This is a genomic window from Candidatus Kosakonia sp. 282A-S69, from assembly GCF_029433855.1.
GTDB classification, from domain to species: Bacteria; Pseudomonadota; Gammaproteobacteria; order Enterobacterales; family Enterobacteriaceae; genus Kosakonia; species Kosakonia cowanii_A.
Window position 1 is genome coordinate 357,629 of sequence record NZ_JAROAU010000003.1, and the last position, 17,163, is coordinate 374,791.

15 protein-coding genes and 1 other RNA gene are annotated in these 17,163 nt (G+C 57.3%); 10 read left to right on the plus strand and 6 right to left on the minus strand.

The genetic code is table 11. From position 1 onward, the window contains the following. Positions 1-44: 44 nt before the first annotated feature. Entirely contained in the window at positions 45-1,277 is a 1,233-nt protein-coding gene (gene serA, locus PU683_RS07365; RefSeq protein WP_277170866.1) for a phosphoglycerate dehydrogenase, read from the plus strand. A gap of 45 nt (positions 1,278-1,322) precedes the next feature. Here the strand turns inward: serA and PU683_RS07370 are convergent, their stop codons facing one another. The 3 genes from PU683_RS07370 to zapA all read right to left on the minus strand — a co-directional run bounded on the left by PU683_RS07370 (position 1,323) and on the right by zapA (position 2,496). After that, a complete protein-coding gene (locus PU683_RS07370; protein ID WP_277170867.1) occupies positions 1,323-1,919 on the minus strand; it encodes a 5-formyltetrahydrofolate cyclo-ligase in 597 nt (198 codons plus the stop codon). A 21-nt stretch (positions 1,920-1,940) separates the two neighbouring features. Continuing rightward, positions 1,941-2,124, minus strand: a non-coding RNA gene (gene ssrS / locus PU683_RS07375) — 6S RNA. A 42-nt stretch (positions 2,125-2,166) separates the two neighbouring features. After that, the gene (gene zapA / locus PU683_RS07380; protein WP_023480874.1) at positions 2,167-2,496 is read right to left on the minus strand and encodes a cell division protein ZapA; all 330 of its coding nucleotides are present in this window, start codon (positions 2,494-2,496) and stop codon (positions 2,167-2,169) included. A gap of 227 nt (positions 2,497-2,723) precedes the next feature. Between zapA and PU683_RS07385 the strand changes: the two genes are divergently transcribed. The 8 genes from PU683_RS07385 (at position 2,724) to PU683_RS07420 (ending at position 12,769) form a co-directional block, all read left to right on the plus strand. Beyond that, positions 2,724-3,302 carry a YecA/YgfB family protein gene (locus tag PU683_RS07385; protein WP_023480800.1) on the plus strand — a complete coding sequence of 193 codons (579 nt, stop codon included), beginning with the start codon at positions 2,724-2,726 and terminating at the stop codon, positions 3,300-3,302. A 24-nt stretch (positions 3,303-3,326) separates the two neighbouring features. Then, positions 3,327-4,640: a Xaa-Pro aminopeptidase gene (gene pepP, locus PU683_RS07390; protein ID WP_277170868.1), complete on the plus strand. Its 1,314-nt coding sequence runs from the start codon at positions 3,327-3,329 to the stop codon at positions 4,638-4,640. Continuing rightward, positions 4,637-5,815 (plus strand): 2-octaprenyl-6-methoxyphenyl hydroxylase, encoded by a 1,179-nt coding sequence (ubiH, locus tag PU683_RS07395; RefSeq protein WP_277170869.1) that lies wholly within the window; start codon positions 4,637-4,639, stop codon positions 5,813-5,815. The genes pepP and ubiH overlap by 4 nt, the downstream gene beginning before the upstream one ends. 10 nt (positions 5,816-5,825) lie before the next feature. Continuing rightward, complete coding sequence (ubiI, locus tag PU683_RS07400; RefSeq protein ID WP_277170870.1) at positions 5,826-7,028, plus strand: FAD-dependent 2-octaprenylphenol hydroxylase; 1,203 nt, start codon at positions 5,826-5,828, stop codon at positions 7,026-7,028. 422 nt (positions 7,029-7,450) lie between these two features. Further along, positions 7,451-8,545 carry a glycine cleavage system aminomethyltransferase GcvT gene (gcvT, locus tag PU683_RS07405; RefSeq protein WP_277170871.1) on the plus strand — a complete coding sequence of 365 codons (1,095 nt, stop codon included), beginning with the start codon at positions 7,451-7,453 and terminating at the stop codon, positions 8,543-8,545. Positions 8,546-8,569: 24 nt separating this feature from the next. Further along, positions 8,570-8,959, plus strand: coding sequence for a glycine cleavage system protein GcvH (gcvH, locus tag PU683_RS07410; RefSeq protein ID WP_277170872.1), 390 nt, complete (start codon positions 8,570-8,572; stop codon positions 8,957-8,959). A 132-nt stretch (positions 8,960-9,091) separates the two neighbouring features. Next, positions 9,092-11,965 (plus strand): aminomethyl-transferring glycine dehydrogenase, encoded by a 2,874-nt coding sequence (gene gcvP / locus PU683_RS07415; RefSeq protein ID WP_277170873.1) that lies wholly within the window; start codon positions 9,092-9,094, stop codon positions 11,963-11,965. Positions 11,966-12,025: 60 nt separating this feature from the next. Next, positions 12,026-12,769, plus strand: coding sequence for an SDR family oxidoreductase (locus PU683_RS07420; RefSeq protein ID WP_277170874.1), 744 nt, complete (start codon positions 12,026-12,028; stop codon positions 12,767-12,769). Between the two features lie 134 nt (positions 12,770-12,903). On the opposite strand, the gene PU683_RS07425 is transcribed toward PU683_RS07420, so the two are convergent. Next, the gene (locus PU683_RS07425; RefSeq protein WP_277170875.1) at positions 12,904-14,337 is read right to left on the minus strand and encodes a 6-phospho-beta-glucosidase; all 1,434 of its coding nucleotides are present in this window, start codon (positions 14,335-14,337) and stop codon (positions 12,904-12,906) included. A 115-nt stretch (positions 14,338-14,452) separates the two neighbouring features. Beyond that, positions 14,453-15,181, minus strand: coding sequence for a MurR/RpiR family transcriptional regulator (locus PU683_RS07430; protein ID WP_277174232.1), 729 nt, complete (start codon positions 15,179-15,181; stop codon positions 14,453-14,455). A 226-nt stretch (positions 15,182-15,407) separates the two neighbouring features. On the opposite strand from PU683_RS07430, the gene trhA reads away from it, so the two are divergent. After that, a complete protein-coding gene (gene trhA / locus PU683_RS07435) occupies positions 15,408-16,067 on the plus strand; it encodes a PAQR family membrane homeostasis protein TrhA (RefSeq protein WP_277170876.1) in 660 nt (219 codons plus the stop codon). A 49-nt stretch (positions 16,068-16,116) separates the two neighbouring features. Here the strand turns inward: trhA and ygfZ are convergent, their stop codons facing one another. Further along, entirely contained in the window at positions 16,117-17,097 is a 981-nt protein-coding gene (gene ygfZ / locus PU683_RS07440; protein WP_277170877.1) for a tRNA-modifying protein YgfZ, read from the minus strand. Positions 17,098-17,163 lie beyond the last annotated feature (66 nt).

A 17,163-nucleotide genomic window follows, 5' to 3' on the forward strand; every position in this document is an offset into this window, starting at 1 on the left:
CCTCCGCACAACATCACAGTCAGACATAAAACAGGGTCGGGTAAATGGCAAAGGTATCACTGGAGAAAGACAAGATTAAATTTCTGCTCGTCGAAGGGGTGCACCAGAAAGCGGTCGAAAGCCTCCGTGCGGCAGGTTATAACAACATCGAATTCCACAAGGGCGCACTGGATAGCGAGCAGCTGAAAGAGTCCATCCGCGATGCCCACTTCATTGGCCTGCGATCCCGTACTCAACTGACTGAAGATGTCATCGCCGCGGCGGAAAAGCTGGTCGCCATCGGCTGTTTCTGCATCGGCACCAACCAGGTCAACCTGGAAGCGGCGGCGAAACGCGGTATTCCGGTATTTAACGCCCCCTTCTCCAACACCCGTTCCGTGGCGGAGTTAGTGATAGGTGAACTGCTGCTGTTGATGCGCGGCATTCCGGAAGCGAACGCCAAAGCTCACCGCGGTATCTGGAACAAACTGGCGGTCGGCTCCTATGAAGCGCGCGGCAAAAAGCTTGGCATCATCGGCTACGGCCATATTGGTACGCAGCTCGGCATTCTCGCTGAATCGCTCGGGATGCACGTCTTCTTTTACGATATCGAGAACAAACTGCCGCTCGGCAACGCCACGCAGGTGCAGCATCTCTCCGATCTGCTGAACATGAGCGACGTGATCAGCCTCCACGTGCCGGAAAACGCCTCAACGAAGAATATGATTGGCGAAGAGGAACTGGCGCTGATGAAGCCCGGCGCGCTGCTGATCAACGCCGCACGCGGCACGGTGGTGGATATCCCTGCGCTGTGCGATGCCCTGAAGCGCAAGCATCTGGCGGGCGCGGCGATTGACGTCTTCCCGACTGAACCAGCCACCAACAGCGATCCGTTTGATTCGCCGCTTTGCGAGTTTGACAACGTTATCCTGACACCGCACATCGGCGGTTCAACCCAGGAAGCGCAGGAGAACATCGGCCTGGAAGTCGCCGGTAAGCTGATTAAGTACTCTGATAACGGCTCTACGCTCTCGGCGGTGAACTTCCCGGAAGTCTCCCTGCCGCTGCACGGCGGTCGCCGTCTGCTGCATATCCATGAAAACCGCCCTGGTGTGCTGACGGCGCTTAACCAGATTTTCGCCAGCCAGAACATCAACATCGCGGCGCAGTATCTGCAAACCACGCCGCATATGGGCTATGTTGTGGTCGATATCGAAGCGGAAGAAGAGGTTGCGCAGACCGCGCTACAGAGCATGAAAGCGATTCCGGGCACCATTCGTTCCCGTCTGCTGTTCTAAGGTTCGTTAGCTGTTCCTCTCCCGTCCGGGAGGGGAACAAAACGCTTACCACTCCCACACCGTTGAAGGTGTGATCACCGCAGGCAGCGGAACATCCCACTCCTCCACCGGTAGCTTCTCTACGCGCTGGCAATCATGAGCATAACCGACCGGCTGCACGCCATACGCGCGCCAGTTTTGCAATGTTCTGTCATAGAAACCCCCACCCATGCCGAGGCGCTGCCCCTGTTCATCAAAGGCGACTAACGGCGTAATAAGCACATCGAGCTGGCTCAAGGGGAGCACATCACGCACGTCCAGCTTCGGCTCCTGAATGTTCAGACGATTAGTCACCAGTTCGCTGTGCGGATGGTAGTGCAAAAAGAGCAGGTTGCCGGGGCTGAAGGGGTGTAGTACGGGAAGGTAAACGCGTTTGCCACTTCGCCAGAGCTGTTCGAGCAGCGGCTGGGTATCAAGCTCGCCGTCAAAGGAGAGAAACAGGGCGACGGTGTGTGCCATCACTACAGGAGGCCAGGCCATCATGCGCAGCGCGGCTTGTTCAGCGAATTGGCGCTGTTGGGCGCTGGTGATTTCTCGTCGGCGTTGACGAATCTGTTTGCGTATTGCTTGTCGTGACGGAAGTGAATCGGGCAGTTGCGTCATGGTCGTTGTGGGTAGAAGAGGGGAATCTCCGAGATGCCGCCGCAGGCTGTAACCCTTGAACCCTTGGTTCAAGGTGAATGTGTCGTCATGATTTTAAGGCTTCTCGGACGGGCCGAGCATGCTCACCAACCATGGATCGCCACACTCTGTTGGTATGAAATATCGGCTCAGGGGACTGGCCCGCTTGCAAACATCTCAGAGAATTTTTTAACTTCACTGTCAATCTACCATAGTTGACCCTGAAGTATTATTCAAACTTCGGCCCCGGTCTTTCCGTTATGCGACCCTGATCAAGTAAAGCCTGTTCAATGGTCTGCTGTAACATCTTAATACGCTGCTCCATGCTGGCGGCGTAATCACGGGTTTTTGCCTTTTCCTGAGCAAGCTCGTAGCTGATATTCAGCGCGGCGATAAACACCAACTGCTCAGTATTTGTGACTCTAGTGCGAACCTTCAGATCTTGCAACCGCTGATTCAGATCTTCCGCAGCCTGATTCAACGCATCTATCTGCTCAGGCGGGCAGTTCACGCGGAGTGAACGGCCAAAAATTTGGATATCGACGGGTTGTGCAGACATGCCACCTTCCTGCTGTTTGACTGCGCTCTGCCTTCGCATTCGAGCCCTGGGCTGCGAAGGGGCGACACTATAAGCGACCCTGGTCAGTACTTTCAACTATTTTACGTCTATACCTTAAGTAATCCGCGCACATGCAATGGCATGTAACGTGAACCATCACGGGTATATCACCAGGGTCCAAAGTGGTAGCATACCATGAATATTTCCCCCAACGACGACGAATGCGCATGTCTATACAGAACGAAATACCTGGTTACAAGGAAGTAGGCCAGTTACTCAACCAACAAGGCGTGGGATTGCATCCTGCTGAAATGCATGGGCTGATCGCGGGGATGCTCTGCGGCGGCAACAAAGACACCTCATGGCAACCGCTGCTGCATGATTTAACCAACGAAGGGTTGGCCTTCGGACATGAGCTTGCCCAGGCGCTGCGTGCAATGCATGCCGCCACCAGCGATTCGCTGGAAGATGACGGCTTTCTCTTTCAGCTCTACCTGCCGGAAGGCGACGACGTTAGCGTCTTTGACCGCGCCGATGCGCTGGCTGGCTGGGTGAATCACTTCCTGCTGGGTCTTGGCGTCTCACAGCCGAAGCTCGACAAAGTGACTGGCGAAACCGGCGAAGCGATTGATGACCTGCGCAACATTGCGCAACTGGGCTACGACGAAGACGAAGATCAGGAAGAGCTGGAGATGTCTCTGGAAGAGATTATCGAGTATGTCCGCGTCGCGGCGCTGCTCTGCCACGATACCTTCACGCGCCAGCAGCCGACCGCACCGGAAGTGCGCAAGCCCACACTACACTAATTGGTTTTACATGGAGGAGGTGTCATGACACAGCTTGAGTTTCTCCGTCGTCGCCAGGCGTTACTGGCGCAGATGGTTCCGGGGAGCGCGGCGTTGATCTTTGCCGCGCCGGAAGCGACCCGCAGCGCAGACAGTGAATATCCCTATCGCCAGAACAGCGATTTCTGGTATTTCACCGGTTTTAACGAGCCGGAAGCGGTGCTGGTGCTGATCAAAAGCGATGACACCCACAATCACAGCGTGTTGTTCAACCGTGTGCGCGACAAAACCGCCGAAATCTGGTTTGGTCGCCGCCTGGGTCAGGAGGCCGCGCCGGAGAAGCTTGGCGTCAATCGCGCGCTCGCGTTCCCGGAGATCGACGAGCATCTCTATCAGCTGCTCAATGGCCTTGATGCGGTCTATCACGCGCAGGGCGAATACGCTTACGCGGACACCATCCTGTTTGCCGCGCTCGACAAGCTGCGCAAAGGCTCGCGCCAGAACCTGAAAGCGCCCGCCACACTCACTGACTGGCGGCCCATCGTGCATGAGATGCGCCTGTTTAAATCTGCTGAAGAGATTGAGGTGCTGCGCCGCGCGGGCGAAATTTCCGCGCTGGCCCATACCCGCGCGATGCAGGTGTGCCGCCCCGGCATGTTTGAGTATCAGCTTGAAGGAGAAATTCAGCATGAGTTCAACCGCCACGGCGCGCGCTTTCCCTCCTACAACACCATTGTTGGCGCGGGTGAAAACGGCTGCATCCTGCACTACACCGAAAACGAAAGCGAAATGCGCGCCGGCGATCTGGTGCTGATTGACGCGGGCTGCGAATACAAAGGCTATGCCGGGGATATCACCCGCACCTTCCCGGTCAGCGGCAAATTCACCCCGGCGCAGCGCGAAATTTACGACATTGTGCTCGCCTCGCTCGAGCGCGCCCTTGAACTCTTCCGCCCTGGCACCTCGATTCAGGAAGTGACCGGCGAAGTGGTGCGCATCATGGTGAGCGGTCTGGTGAAGCTCGGCATTTTGAATGGCGAAATTGATGAGCTGATTGCGCAAAGCGCCCATCGCGCCTTCTTTATGCATGGCTTAAGCCACTGGCTGGGGCTTGATGTGCATGATGTCGGCGTTTATGGCCAGGATCGCTCCCGCGAACTGGCGCCCGGGATGGTGCTTACCGTCGAGCCGGGGCTCTACATCGCGCCGGATGCCGATGTGCCGGAGCAGTATCGCGGTATCGGCATTCGCATCGAAGATGACATTGTGATCACCGACAGCGGCAATGAGAACCTGACGGCCAGCGTGGTGAAGAAAGCCGATGAGATTGAAGCATTGATGGCGAAGGCGCGCGCATGAGCGTGATCATCGTTGGCGGCGGCATGGCTGGCGCGACCCTTGCGCTGGCGATTTCACACCTGACGCAGGGCAAGCTTGCCGTTCATCTGGTGGAAGCGAACGCGCCCGGCTCGCAGGATCACCCCGGTTTTGACGCGCGTGCTATCGCGCTGGCGGCAGGCACCTGCCAGCAGCTGGCGCGCATCGGCGTCTGGCAGACGCTTGCCTCCTGCGCAACGCCCATCTCAACGGTGCACGTCAGCGATCGCGGCCACGCCGGTTTCGTAACGCTGACGGCGGAAGATTACCGGCTTGATGCATTAGGCCAGGTGGTAGAGCTGCACGATGTCGGAGAGCGGCTCTTCAAGCGGCTACAAAACGCGCCGGGCGTGACGCTTCACTGCCCGGATCGCGTCGATCACTTTACCCGCAGCGACGAGCAGGTGACGGTAACGCTACAGAGCGGCAGGCAACTTACCGGCGCGCTGCTGGTAGCCGCAGATGGCTCGCGCTCATCGATTGCCGGGCAGTTAAATATCGACTGGCAGCAGTCGCCTTATGACCAGGCGGCGGTCATCGCCAATGTCACCACCTCGGTAGCCCATCAGGGACGCGCGTTTGAGCGCTTTACTCAACATGGCCCGCTGGCGATGCTGCCAATGTCGCAGGGGCGCTGCTCACTGGTATGGTGTCACCCGCGCGAAAAACAGCAGCAGGTGGCGAGCTGGTCAGACGAACAGTTTTGCGATGAGTTGCAAAAAGCCTTCGGCTGGCGGCTTGGCCGCATCCTGCATACCGGAAAGCGCAGCGTCTACCCGCTGGCGCTTTCCACTGCCAGCTCATCCGTCTCCCATCGTGCGGTGCTGGTCGGTAATGCCGCGCAGACGCTGCATCCAATTGCCGGCCAGGGCTTCAACCTTGGCATGCGCGATGTGATGACGCTGGCGGAAATCCTCTCGCACGCCTTTACCGGGCACACTGATGTGGGAAGCTACCCGCTTTTGCTGCGTTATAACCAGCGTCGGCAGGCAGATAAAGCTGCCACCATCGGCGTGACGGATGGGCTGGTGCATCTCTTCGCCAACCGCTGGGCGCCGCTGATTGTTGGGCGCAACCTCGGGTTGATGGCGATGGAACTATTTACTCCGGCGCGTGATGCGCTGGCGCAACGAACCCTCGGTTGGGTCGCCCGTTAAGGAGCTAAGAGTGCAGAGTGTTGATGTTGCGATTGTCGGCGGCGGCATGGTGGGGCTTGCATTAGCCTGTGGCCTGCAAGGGAGTGGGCTGCGCGTGGCGGTGCTGGAGCAGACGGTTCCCGAGCCGCAGGCGGCGGATGCCCCTCCGGCACTACGCGTCTCGGCGATTAACGCCGCCAGTGAAAAATTGCTCACCCATCTCGGCGTCTGGTCGGGCATTGTTGCCGGGCCGGTCGGCTGCTATCACGGCATGGAAGTGTGGGAGAAAGACAGCTTCGGGCGCATCGCCTTTGACGATCTGAGCATGGGTTACAGCCATCTGGGTTATATCATTGAAAACAGGCGTATTCACCAGGCGCTGTGGGATCAGGCGCAGCAGTGCAAAGATGTCACGCTGATTGCGCCAGCGGAGTTGCAGCAGGTTGCATGGGGTGAGAACGAAGCGTTCCTGACCCTGAAAGAGGGCACGATGCTGACGGCGCGTCTGGTTGTGGGCGCGGACGGCGCGAACTCATGGCTGCGCAACCGCGCAGATATTCCGCTCACCTACTGGGATTACCATCATCACGCGCTGGTGGCGACAATCCGCACCGCAGAGCCGCACCAGGCGGTGGCGCGTCAGGTTTTCCATAGTGATGGCATCCTCGCGTTTCTGCCGCTGAGCGACCCACATTTATGCTCTATCGTCTGGTCGCTGCCGCCGGAGCAGGCAAAGGCGATGCAGGAGACCAGCGCTGAGGCGTTCAACCAGGCGCTGACCTTGGCCTTCGATAACCGCCTCGGTTTGTGCGAGCTTGCGAGTGAACGGCAGACTTACCCATTAACTGGGCGTTATGCGCGGCAGTTTGCCGGGCATCGGTTAGCGCTGGTGGGTGATGCGGCGCACACTATTCATCCTCTGGCCGGACAGGGCGTTAACCTCGGCTTTATGGATGTCGCAGAGCTGATTGCTGAGCTGCGTCGTCTAAGCCGCGACGGTAAAGATATCGGTCAGCACCTCTATCTGCGACGCTACGAGCGCAGCCGGAAACATAGCGCAGCGATGATGCTGGCGAGCATGCAGGGTTTTCGCGAGCTGTTTGCCGGTGCGCATCCGGCGAAAAAGCTGCTGCGTGATATCGGCCTGAAGCTGGCAGATACCCTTCCCGGCGTTAAACCGCAGTTATTACGGCAGGCTTTAGGCCTTAACGACCTGCCGGAGTGGTTACGTTAACTGCGTCACATTTTCCCTTCCCGGCCCCGGGAAGGGAAGCTCCCCTCTCATTTGAAATATTCTAATTTCACGCTCATTCTCAGATTAGTTTTTCTCATGTCTTTGATTTTGGCTTACGCAGTTTTTTGCTTTTGTCTGGCAGTAAATGCTAATTACCTGCCCGGTAAGCGCGCATAAGCAAGCTCTTTTCCGCGTTTTGTGAAGATTTTTCGCTATATTCCACTGAGGTTATCTCAGGGGGTTTTGGTCATAAGCTAATGTGATGACCGGTTTTTCCTTATGGTTAAGCGCATCTTTCGGTGATAAGTTCAGGCCAAAGAGAACGTTTGCGTCACCGCCTGTAACAGGGCATCGACACAGTTTTTCGGTGCGTAACATGCACCGCGAAAACGTGATAGCTCAGCGTATTCGATGAGGAAAAGATGGCTCAGCAGACCCCTTTATTTGAACAACATACTCAATGCGGCGCCCGCATGGTCGACTTCCACGGCTGGATGATGCCACTGCATTACGGCTCGCAGCTTGATGAGCACCATGCGGTGCGAAGCGACGCCGGCATGTTTGATGTCTCTCACATGACCATCGTTGACCTGAAAGGCAGCCGAACCCGCGAATTTTTGCGCTATCTGCTGGCAAACGATGTAGCAAAATTAACCAAACCCGGCAAAGCGCTCTACAGCGGCATGCTGAATGCCTCGGGCGGCGTGATTGATGATTTAATCGTCTACTACTTCACCGAAGATTTCTTCCGCCTCGTTGTAAACTCCGCCACCCGCGAAAAAGACCTCTCCTGGATTTCCCAACACGCCGAACCTTACGCCATCGACATCACCGTGCGCGACGATCTTTCGCTTATCGCGGTGCAGGGTCCGCATGCGCAGGAGAGAGCTGCAAGCCTGTTTACCGACGCGCAGCGCGCAGCTGTCGCGGGCATGAAGCCTTTCTTCGGCGTGGAAGCGGGCGATCTCTTTATCGCTACGACCGGTTATACCGGTGAAGCCGGGTATGAGATTGCGCTGCCGAATGAGAAAGCTGCCGACTTCTGGCAAGGCTTGCTTAAGGCGGGCGTGAAACCCTGCGGGCTCGGTGCGCGCGACACGCTGCGGCTGGAAGCGGGCATGAATCTCTACGGGCAGGAGATGGATGAGGGCGTCTCGCCGCTGGCGGCCAACATGGGCTGGACCATCGCCTGGGAGCCGCAGGATCGCGACTTTATCGGTCGTGCTGCTCTTGAGCAGCAGCGCGAAAAAGGCACCGAGCAGCTGGTCGGCCTGGTGATGACCGAGAAAGGCGTGCTGCGTAATGAACTGCCGGTGCACTTCACCGATGCGCAGGGCAATGTGCAAAAAGGGGTGATCACCAGCGGCACCTTCTCGCCGACGCTTGGCTACAGCATTGCGCTGGCCCGTGTCCCGGCGGGAATCGGTGAGACCGCCGTGGTGCAGATCCGCAACCGCGAGATGCCGGTCAACGTGACCAAACCTGTTTTCGTGCGCGCCGGTAAAGCGGTCGCGTAACGTTATTTTTCTGGAGAGAAAACAATGAGCAATGTACCAGGCGATCTGAAATACAGCAAAGAACACGAGTGGCTGCGTAAAGAAGCAGACGGCAGCTACACCGTCGGTATCACCGAGCATGCGCAAGAGCTGCTGGGCGATATGGTGTTTGTTGACCTGCCGGATGTCGGCACCACCGTTAGCGCTGGCGACGACTGCGCCGTGGCGGAGTCGGTAAAAGCGGCATCCGATATTTATGCGCCGGTTGGCGGTGAAATCGTTGCGGTTAACGACAGCCTGAATGATTCGCCGGAGCTGGTGAACAGCGCGCCGTATGGCGAAGGCTGGATCTTCAAAATCAAGGCCAGCGACGAGGCGGAAGTAGCTGCGCTGCTGGACGCAACCGGCTATAGCGCCCTGTTAGAAGACGAGTGATTGTGTGCCGGATGGCGCCATGCGTCTCCGGTATCTCTCTACGTCAATGATCAGCCCGGAAAGCGCGTCGCGCTTTCCGGCAAGCCAGACCTTCGTTTTATCCATTACCGCACGTTTCAGGAACCCTCGCTCATGACTCAGACCTTAAGCCAGCTTGAACATCACGCCGCGTTTATCGGCAGGCATATTGGCCCGGACGCCACGCAACAGCAGGAGATGCTGAACAGCGTTGGTGCAGAATCACTCGATGCGCTGATCGGGCAGATCGTGCCGAAAGATATTCAGCTCGCCGCACCGCCGCAGGTGGGTGAGTTCACCACTGAATATGCCGCCCTCGCCGAACTGAAAACCCTGGCCCAGCGTAACAAGCGCTTTAAGTCTTACATTGGCATGGGTTACACCGCCGTGGAGTTACCGCCGGTGATCCTGCGTAACATGCTGGAGAACCCGGGCTGGTACACCGCTTACACTCCCTATCAGCCGGAAGTGTCGCAGGGACGTCTTGAATCCCTGCTCAATTTCCAGCAGGTGACTCTCGATCTGACCGGCCTCGATATCGCTTCCGCCTCACTGCTGGATGAAGCGACCGCCGCCGCCGAAGCGATGGCGATGGCAAAACGCGTCAGCAAACTGAAAGGCGCGAACCGCTTCTTCGTCGCGGCCGATGTCCATCCGCAAACGCTGGATGTGGTGCGCACACGTGCGGAAACCTTCGGCTTTGACGTGATTGTTGATGATGCTGAGAAAGCGCTCGATCACCAGGATCTCTTTGGCGTCCTGCTTCAGCAGGTGGGCACCATCGGCGAAGTGCATAACTACAGCGCGCTGATTGCAGAGTTAAAATCGCGCAAAATCGTGGTCAGCGTTGCTGCCGATTTGATGGCGCTGGTGCACCTGACCGCGCCGGGCAAACAGGGTGCCGACATCGTTTTCGGCTCCGCGCAGCGTTTCGGCGTGCCGATGGGCTACGGCGGCCCGCATGCCGCTTTCTTTGCCGCGAAAGATGAGTTCAAACGCTCCATGCCGGGGCGCATTATCGGCGTCTCCAAAGATGCGGCCGGTAATACGGCGCTGCGCATGGCAATGCAGACCCGCGAGCAGCATATTCGCCGCGAAAAAGCTAACTCCAATATTTGTACCTCGCAGGTGCTGCTGGCCAATATCGCCAGCCTCTATGCCGTGTTCCACGGCCCGCAGGGGGTGAAACGCATTGCCGGGCGTATTCATCGCCTGACCGACATTCTCGCCGCGGGCCTGCAGCGCGGCGGCCTAAAACTGCGTCACGCGCACTACTTCGACACGCTCTGCGTTGAGGTTGCGGATAAAGCCGCGGTGCTGGCGCGGGCGGAAGCTCATGAGATCAACCTGCGCAGCGATATTCTCAACGCCGTAGGTATCACGCTGGATGAAACCACCACCCGTGAAGATGTGCTGGCGCTGTTTAGCGTTCTGCTCGGCGATGCGCATGGTCTGGAGATCGACGCGCTGGATAAAGAGGTGGCCCTCGACAGCCGCTCTCTGCCTGCTGAGATGGTGCGCGACGATGCGATCCTCACCCATCCGGTCTTCAATCGCTACCATAGCGAAACCGAGATGATGCGCTATATGCACTCGCTGGAGCGCAAAGATCTGGCGCTCAACCAGGCCATGATCCCGCTCGGATCCTGCACCATGAAGCTTAACGCCGCGGCAGAGATGATCCCGATCACCTGGCCGGAATTTGCTGAACTGCATCCATTCTGCCCGCCGGAGCAGGCGGAAGGGTATCACCAGATGATCGCGCAGCTCTCCGACTGGCTGGTGAAGCTGACCGGTTACGATGCGCTCTGCATGCAGCCGAACTCCGGTGCGCAGGGGGAATATGCCGGTCTGCTGGCGATCCGCCACTATCATGAAAGTCGCAATGAAGGTCATCGCGATATCTGCCTAATCCCAGGCTCTGCCCACGGCACGAACCCAGCCTCGGCGCAGATGGCGGGTATGCAGGTGGTTGTCGTCGCCTGCGATAAGAACGGCAACATCGATCTGGCCGATCTGCGCGCGAAAGCGGAGCAGGCGGGTGACAACCTCTCCTGCATTATGGTGACCTACCCGTCAACGCACGGCGTCTATGAAGAGACGATCCGCGAAGTGTGCGAAGTGGTGCATCAGTTTGGTGGTCAGGTTTATCTTGATGGCGCGAACATGAATGCGCAGGTCGGCATCACCTCGCCGGGCTTTATCGGCGCGGATGTCTCGCACCTGAATCTGCATAAAACTTTCTGTATCCCGCACGGCGGTGGCGGCCCGGGTATGGGTCCGATTGGCGTGAAAGCGCATCTGGCACCGTTTGTTCCGGGCCACAGCGTGGTGCAAATCGAAGGGATGCTGACGCGCCAGGGCGCGGTTTCCGCCGCACCGTTTGGCAGCGCATCGATCCTGCCCATCAGCTGGATGTATATCCGCATGATGGGCGCTGAGGGGCTGAAAAAGGCGAGCCAGGTGGCGATCCTCAACGCCAACTATATCGCCAGCCGCCTGAAAGAGGCCTTTCCGGTGCTCTACACCGGGCGTGACGGACGCGTGGCGCATGAGTGCATTCTCGATATTCGCCCGCTGAAAGAGGAGACCGGCATCAGCGAGCTGGATATCGCCAAACGCCTGATTGACTATGGGTTCCACGCGCCAACCATGTCCTTCCCGGTTGCCGGCACGCTGATGGTTGAACCGACGGAATCGGAAAGCAAAGTCGAACTGGATCGTTTTATCGACGCGATGCTGGCGATCCGCGGCGAGATCGAGCGCGTGAAGCAGGGCGAGTGGACGCTGGAGGATAACCCGCTGGTCAATGCGCCACATACCCAGCATGAGCTGGTGAGCGAGTGGAACCATGCTTACAGTCGCGAGCTGGCGGTCTTCCCGGCGGGCGCGGTGAATAAATACTGGCCGACCGTGAAACGTCTGGATGACGTTTATGGTGACCGCAATCTCTTCTGCTCCTGTGTGCCGATGAGCGAATACCAATAATGGCTTGATTCCACTATCTTTTAAGGGCGCTTCGGCGCCCTTTTTCTTCAGGAGAGCATTATGGCAATGGCTTTAGTAAGCGGCGCAAGCCGGGGAATTGGTCGCGCCACCGCGCTGTTACTGGCGCAGGAGGGCTACACCGTGGCAGTCAATTATCATCGCCAGCGCGACGCCGCCGATGAGGTAGTGGCAGAGATCCAGGCCCAGGGCGGCAAGGCGTTTATTGTGCAGGCGGATATCAGTGATGAGCGCCAGGTCGAGGCAATGTTTGCGCGCATTGATCAGCAGGGTTTGCCGCTGACCGCACTGGTCAATAATGCCGGCATTCTGTTTCAGCAGAGCCGGGTGGAGGCACTGAGCGCGGCGCGCATCAACCAGGTACTGGCGACCAACGTGACGGGCTATTTCCTTTGCTGTCGCGAAGCGGTGAAGCGTATGTCGATGCAGCATGGCGGGAAGGGCGGTGCGATTGTTAACGTCTCGTCAGCCGCGGCAAGGCTTGGCTCACCGGGAGAGTATGTCGATTATGCAGCGTCAAAAGGGGCGGTGGATACGTTAACCACCGGTCTGTCGCTGGAGGTGGCTGCCAGTGGCATCCGTGTAAACGGTGTGCGCCCGGGCTTTATCTATACGGAGATGCATGCCAGCGGCGGTGAGCCGGGGCGCGTCGATCGCGTCAGCAGCGCCATTCCGATGCAGCGCGGCGGTCAGCCGGAAGAGGTCGCGCAGGCGATTGCCTGGCTGTTAAGCGATAAAGCCTCCTATGTAACAGGAAGCTTTATCGATCTGGCCGGAGGGCGGTAGCGTTTTTGATGCCGGATAGCGTTTCGCTTATCAGGCCTGCAAATCGAATGCGGCATACTGGTGTTGTCGGCCGGATAAGGCGCAGCCGCCATCCGGCAGCGCCTCAATAGATCACAGCAAAACGCACCCTCACATCACACATTCTCGCCGTTGCTGGCAATCACTTCTTTGTACCAGTTAAAGCTCTTTTTGCGTGAGCGCGACATATCGCCGGTGCCGTCGTCGTGCTTGTTCACGTAGATAAAGCCATAGCGTTTGCTGTACTGGCCGGTGGTGAAGGAGACGCAGTCAATGCAGCCCCACGGGGTGTAACCCATCAGATCCACGCCATCATAGGTGACGGCTTCGATCATCTCTTTCACATGCGCGCGCAGATAGTCGATGCGGTAATCATCGTTAATGCTGCCATCCTCTTCGACGTTATCGTAGGCGCCGAAGCCGTTTTCGACGATAAACAGCGGCTTCTGGTAGCGCTCATAGAGCTCGCACAGGGCGTAGCGCAGACCGACCGGGTCAATCTGCCAGCCCCAGTCGGAGGCTTTCACGTGCGGGTTCGGCACGCTGCCCTGGAACCCGGAGAGCGCATCGCCCGAGCCACCTTCGGCTTTCACCGCGTTAGTCATGTAATAGCTGAAGCCCAGATAGTCGCAGCACCCTTCGCGCAGGATCGCTTCATCCCCGGCTTCCATTTTGATGTTAAAGCCGCGACGCTCCCACTCGTTAAGCACGTAGGAGGGGTAGTAACCGCGCAGCTGAACATCGGTAAAGACATAACGTTCGCGCATTGATTCCTGCGCATACATTACATCTTCAGGCTTACAGGAGAAGGGATAGAGCGGCACCATCGCCAGCATGCAGCCGATCTGCATTGATGGGTTGATGCGGTGACCAATCTTCACCGCCATGGCGCTGGCAACAAACTGATGATGCAGCACCTGGTACATGGTCTCTTCCGGATTTTCATGATCGGTGTAAACCACGCCGGAGCAGCAGTAGCCGAACAGCGGCGCGCGCCAGTTGCGCTGGTTGTTGATTTCGTTGAAGGTCATCCAGTATTTGACCTTGTTCTTGTAGCGCTCAAACACCACTTCGGCAAAACGCACAAAGAAATCAACCACCTTACGATTGGTCCAGCCGCCGTACTCCTGCACCAGGTGCAGCGGCATCTCGAAGTGAGAGAGGGTAATGACCGGCTCGATGTTGTACTTCAACAGCTCATCAAACACATCGTCGTAGAACTTCAGCCCCTCTTCATTGGGCTGCAGCTCATCGCCCCGTGGGAAGATGCGGGTCCAGGCAATCGAGGTACGGAAACATTTGAAGCCCATCTCGGCAAAGAGTTTGATGTCCTCTTTGTAATGACCATGAAAGTCAACGGCTTCATGGTTAGGGTAGTATTTCCCCGCTTCCACTTGCTGGGTGATTTCGCGTGGGACGCCGTGTGCGCCGCCGGTCAGCACGTCGCAGATGCTCGGGCCTTTGCCGCCTTTATTCCAGCCGCCTTCTACCTGATGCGCGGCAACGGCGCCGCCCCACAAGAAATCTTTCGGTAAGGTCAATTTTTTCATCGTTGCTCTTCTCGTCATATTAGCTGCCAACGAGTCTAGCAAAGGCGAAATGAATGTCACGATATAACAAATTGCCGCTTCGGTAATTTGTTACACCAAAAAAACATCCTGTTTTTTATGCTATTTTCTTCGCCAGTTTTCGTCCCAGTGATTCGAGAATATAAATCACCGGAATTTGTGTCGTAATATCGTAGCCACCTGAAATACGCATTTGCGGCACATGCCAGGAGATATTGTAATCCGCGAGTTTCGCCAGGCGTGAATGCTCATGGCTGGTAATGGAGAGAACTTTGCAGTGATGCAGGCTGAACTGGCCGGCAAAACGCAGGATTTCCTCAGTTTCGCCAGAGACTGAGAGCACAATCGCCAGTGCGTTTTTCGCCATATCATTGGTTACCGGGAAATAGGGGTCGTCGATATGGTTACTGAACTTTCCAATATTAGAGAAGAAGCGCGCGCCATATTTGGCCAGCGCACCGGAGGTGCCCGCCCCGACAAAGATAATACGCTCGGAGGATAATATGATGTCGACGGTGCTATCGAGTAATTTATCGAATTCGTCGTTATTCACGCTTTTAAAAAAGCTGATCACTTCGCTGGCGCCGAAATTAGCCTGCGGCGGCTCGTTCTGCTCCAGATACAATTTAAAGCGAACGCGAAACTCCGAATATCCCTCGCAGTTGAGCTTGCGGCAAAAGCGCAGCACCGTGGTGGTCGAGACGCCCGCCGCGTCGGCCAGCTCGCGGATCGTCATGTACATCACTTTGTCGCGATTTTTGACCACAAAGTTGTAGACCATCATCTCCAGGGGGTTGAGGCTGGCGATGGCGGAGTGGGTAAAGATCGTCACGGCGGTGTCCTTTGCTGCTGATAATGTAGCCAGCCCTTGCCGGGCCTGCCTGCAAATGTGCTTCATGCTGCCACAATTGCGGGTTGCGTGCTCCGACTTTTAGCCGCTCCTCAGGCAGCGGCATATTCAGATACGAAATATTTTAGCGTACAGGTGTGCACTGGAATTATTCTCAGTTACTCTAGTAGCGTAATATTTTTACGTTCACCTGGAGTCAACTATGGTTAAGAAACCATTAATCGCACAGGGATATTCACTGGCAGAGGAGATTGCCAACAGCATCAGCCACGGTATCGGCCTGGTATTTGGTATTGTCGGGCTAGTGCTGCTGCTTGTGCAGGCGGTGGACAGCCAGGCCAGTACCGTCGCTATTACCAGTTACTCGCTCTACGGCGGCAGCATGATCCTGCTGTTTCTGGCTTCGACGCTCTATCACGCTATTCCGCACCGGCGCGCCAAGGTGTGGCTGAAGAAGTTCGACCACTGCGCCATCTATCTGCTGATCGCGGGCACCTACACGCCGTTTCTGCTGGTCGGCCTCGATTCACCGCTGGCGCGCGGGCTGATGGTGGTTATCTGGAGCCTCGCACTGCTGGGCATCCTGTTTAAGCTGACGATAGCACACCGCTTTAAAGTCCTGTCGCTGGTGACCTATCTGGCGATGGGCTGGCTCTCGCTGGTGGTGATTTACCAGCTCGCCACGCGGCTATCCGTGGGCGGTGTTACGCTGCTTGCCGTGGGCGGCCTGGTCTACTCGCTTGGCGTCATTTTTTACGTCTGTAAACGCATTCCCTACAACCACGCCATCTGGCACGGCTTTGTGCTCGGCGGCAGCGTCTGCCACTTTCTGGCGATCTATCTCTACGTCGGCCAGGTTTAACCTCGCATAGTGGCCGGGCGGGCATATGCCTTGCCCGGCGCATAACCACTTACTCTTCGAGCGAGTAGGGCAGCGGCTTGATACTCAACGTATTGGCATCCTCGCGCACGCGGAACACGCTGTCCGGCTCCATGTCATTATTCATCACGACCTGAACAATCACGCGTCCGTCATCCAGCTGCGCGGCAGCCAGCACGGTGCCGGTCCGACGCCAGTTGTCGCCCATTTTACGTTCGAGGTCTTCACCCGCTTCCGGGATGCGGCTGGCTGTGCCTGCCAGATACCACAGGGCGCGCTTATTGGCCCCGCGGAATTTCGCCCGCGCCACCATCTCCTGGCCGGTATAGCACCCTTTTTTAAAGCTGATGCCTCCGAGCGCCTGCAGGTTGGTCGCCTGCGGAATAAACTGTGCGACGTTGGCTTCGTCAATCACCGGAAGACCCGCTTCGATATTCAGCGCCAGCCACTGCTGGCTGTTATTGAACTGGGCTTCACCGCGTAGCTTCTCGGTGACCATTTCGGCCGTGGCGGCATCGGTCACCAGCAGGAAGCGCTCAGCGGGGTGCGCAAACCACAGCAGCGTGGTTTCGCCCTGCTGCACGACCTGATTTTCGCTGTCCGGTAGGGTGGTGAAGAGATTCGCCAGCGCGGCACGCGCCTGAAAACCGGCCACACCGAGCAGAACGCGCTCGTCGTCCCCAGCGATAGTCACTTTGGAGAAGACGGCATATTTTTTCAGTTCGCGCAGTTGTGTTTCACGCACGCTGCGGCGTAAAAGCCACGCGAACCCCTCTTTATCGTGGAACAACCGCATATTGCTCCACATTTTACCTTTAGAATCACAGTGCGCCGCCAGCAGATGCTGGTTAGCCGCCAGTGTCGAGACATCTGCCGTCACCTGGCCCTGCAGATACTTCTCGCTATCGGCCCCGGTGATGGTAGCCAGCGCCCAGTCATCGAGCGTCATAAGCGTCAGCGGCAGACGTGAAGAGGCGGTCGGCTGACGCGGAGGAAAAGGAGTAAAAGCCATATTAATGTCCTGATTAGCTTAACGCTGTGTTGGGTGTTAATGGTAAAAGAGCCGGTGTCCATTGCA